The organism is Burkholderia sp. Bp8998 (genome assembly GCF_003854235.1).
Classification (GTDB): Bacteria; Pseudomonadota; Gammaproteobacteria; order Burkholderiales; family Burkholderiaceae; genus Burkholderia.
This window is the reverse complement of the sequence record NZ_QTQF01000100.1, coordinates 1-3266: the sequence shown is the minus strand read 5'-3', so window position 1 is coordinate 3266 and position 3266 is coordinate 1. Positions and strand designations below refer to the sequence as shown.

The 3266-nt window shown below is 67.1% G+C and carries 2 protein-coding genes and 1 pseudogene; 1 reads left to right on the top strand and 2 read right to left on the bottom strand.

The features are described from left to right. Positions 1-863 (top strand): annotated as a pseudogene (locus DIE06_RS37440) (PLP-dependent aminotransferase family protein); the annotation flags it as partial. A 26-nt stretch (positions 864-889) separates the two neighbouring features. Here the strand turns inward: DIE06_RS37440 and DIE06_RS37435 are convergent. Together DIE06_RS37435 and DIE06_RS37430 are read right to left on the bottom strand one after the other, a co-directional pair. After that, the gene (locus tag DIE06_RS37435; protein WP_124665709.1) at positions 890-2320 is read right to left on the bottom strand and encodes a cytosine permease; all 1431 of its coding nucleotides are present in this window, start codon (positions 2318-2320) and stop codon (positions 890-892) included. A gap of 205 nt (positions 2321-2525) precedes the next feature. Further along, positions 2526-3266 (bottom strand): electron transfer flavoprotein subunit alpha/FixB family protein (locus tag DIE06_RS37430; protein WP_148094379.1); only part of this gene is annotated, 741 nt, incomplete at its 5' end.

Genomic DNA, 3266 nt, shown 5'->3' with positions numbered 1-3266 from the left:
GGCTGCTGCTGGAGCCGGGCGACACCGTCGTGCTCGACGACCCGTGCTACTTCAACTTCCAGGCGCTGCTGCGCGCGCATCGCGCGCGGATCGTCAGCGTGCCGTACACCCCGAACGGCCCCGATCTCGCGCGCTTCGAACAGGTGCTCGCCGAACACCAGCCACGCCTCTACATCACCAACGCGGCACTGCACAACCCGACCGGCGCGACGCTCGCGCCGCCCGTCGCCCATCGGCTGCTGACGCTGGCGGCCGAGCACGGCCTGCTGATCGTCGAGGACGACATCTTCGCGGATTTCGAGAGCACGCCAGCGCCGCGCCTCGCGACGTTCGACGGGCTGTCGCGCGTCGTGTCGATCGGCAGCTTCTCGAAGACGCTGTCGGCCGCGATCCGCTGCGGCTATGTCGCCGCACGCCCCGAATGGATCGACGCGCTCGTCGACCTGAAGCTCGCGACGTCGTTCGGCAACGCGCAGATCGGCGCGAACGTCGTGCACCGGCTGCTGGTCGACGGCACCTACCGGCGCCATCTCGACAGCCTGCGTGCGCAGCTGGCCGATGCGATGGGCGAAACGATCCGGCGGCTCGCGCGCGCCGGGCTCGCGATCTGGACGGAACCGCGCGGCGGCCTGTTCGTATGGGCCGAGCTGCCCGACGGGCTCGACGCCGCGCGCGTGGCACGCCATGCGCTCGACCACGATGTCGTGCTTGCGCCGGGCGATGTGTTCAGCGCATCGCACAGCGCGACGTCGTTCATGCGCTTCAACGTGTCGCGCTGCAAGGGGCCGGCGGTGTTCGATGCGCTTGCGCGGGCGATGGAAGCGGCGCGCCGCGCCTCGCGCGATGCCGAAGCGCCACCGGACGACCACGATCGCACGCGAACCGTGTCTCACTCGATGTCGGCGGCCGGATCGGACTTGACCAGGCGCTCCGGCACGTTTGCCCGCGCTCCGCGCGACGCGACGTAGTACAGCAGGCCCGGCACGACGATGCCGACGATCCACGACACGTCGACGCCACCCAGCGCCTCGACCCACGGCCCGGTGTAGAACCCTGTCGCGACGAACGGCATCTGCACGAGCACGCCGATCGCGTAGACCGCGATGCCCACGGCGTTCCAGCGGCCATACCGCCCGTCCGGATCGAACAGCGCCGGCACGTCGTAACGCTCGCGGGTAACGCAGTAGTAGTCGACGAGATTGATCGCGCTCCACGGCGTGAAGAACACGAGCAGAAACAACAGGAACGACGAGAACGCTTTCAGGAAATCGTGCTGTCCGGCCAGCGCGATGCCGCTCGACGCGGCGACGCTCAGCAAAACGAACGCGATGCGGGTACGCGGCGAGATCTCGCGCCGGCCGCCGAAGCCGGTCAGGATCGCCGCGACCGACGTCACGCTGCCGTAAGCGTTGAGCGTCGTGATCGTCAGCTTGCCCAGCGCGATCGTGAGATAGAGCACGGCGGCGATGGTCCCCGTCGCACCGAGGCCGACGATGAACGCGACCTCGTGTCCGGAGAAGCGGTCGCCGGCGAGCGCGGCAGCCAGCACACCGAACGTCATCGACACCTGCGCGCCGATCACGGTGCCGCAGAACACCGCGGCAAAGGTTTTCGCGGGCGACGTCGTGCGCGGCAGGTAGCGGGAATAGTCGGCGACGTAGGGTCCGTAGGCGATCTGCCACGACGCCGACAACGACACCGCAAGCAGGAACGATGCGGGCGTGAAGTGACGATTCGCCAGCAACGCCGCGAATGCGTGTCCTTGCAACAGGCTCGCGAACAGATACAGGAACGCGAGCGTGCCGACAATGCTCGATACGCGCCCCATCGCATGAATCGTTCTGTAGCCGAGGCCGGTGAGCAGTACGACGAGCGCGGAGAAGATCAGGATCGCGGCGGTATGGCCAACGTTCAACAGTTCCGCAATCGCCTGCCCGGCGAGTACCGTTCCGCCCGCCGAGAATCCGACATACATCACGCAGACGAGCATGAGCGGCACGATCGCGCCGTACACACCAAACTGCACGCGGCTGGAGATCATCTGCGGCAGGCCGAGCTGCGGCCCTTGTGCGCCGTGCAGCGCCATCACCGCGCCGCCGAGTACCTGGCCTGCCAGCAAGCCGACCAGCGACCAGAACACGTCGCCGCCAAGCACCACCGCCAGTGCGCCGACGACGACCGCCGTGACCTGCAGGTTCGCGCCGAACCACAGGGTGAATTGACTGAACAGGTTGCCGTGGCGCTCGGCTTCGGGGATATAGTCGATCGAGCGGCGCTCGATCAGCGATGTATTGGCGACGGGTAAAGCGGTACGTTCCATGCTCGGCTCCTGACCGGTGGAAAACTGCGCTTGGGGGGCGCTCGGACCGCCGACATCGGGCCGGGTCGACGGCATGCGATGACATGCCCGCTTGCTCGTCGACGACGGCCGGCCGGTAAAGCGGACACGGTCCTTCGCGGGGGGCGCGCCAGTCGCGACGACACGGCGCGCGTGCAGGATCGGTCGATCCTGACAGTTACGGAAATCAGACCGACGCAGTCAGCGCCGGAACAAGCTCGTTCAGGTCGCCGACCAGACCGTAGTCGGCCACGCTGAAGATCGGTGCTTCGGGATCCTTGTTGATCGAGACGATCACCTTCGAATCCTTCATGCCGGCCAGGTGCTGGATCGCACCCGAGATGCCGACCGCGATGTACAACTGCGGCGCAACGATCTTGCCGGTCTGGCCGACCTGATAGTCGTTCGGCACGTAGCCGGCATCCACCGCCGCGCGCGATGCGCCCAGCGCCGCGCTCAGCTTGTCCGCCAGCGGCTCCAGCACCTTCGTGTAGTTTTCGCCGCTGCCCAGACCGCGGCCGCCCGACACGATGATGCTTGCCGACGTCAGTTCCGGACGATCCAGCTTCGTCACTTCACGGCTCACGAACTGCGACTTGCCTGCATCGGCCGCCGCATCGATCTTCTCGACCGCTGCACTGCCGCCTTCCGCGGCAACCGGATCGAAACCCGTCGCACGCACCGTGATCACCTTGATCGGATCGCTCGACTGCACCGTCGCGATCGCGTTGCCGGCATAGATCGGGCGCTCGAACGTATCGGCTGAAACGACCGCCGTGATCTCCGAGATCTGCGCGACGTCCAGCTTCGCGGCGATGCGCGGTGCGATGTTCTTGCCGTACGCGGTCGCCGGCGCGAGGATGTGCGAGTAGTTCGACGCGATGGTCAGCACCGTCGCTTCGACGTTCTCGGCGAGACCGTCCGCGAG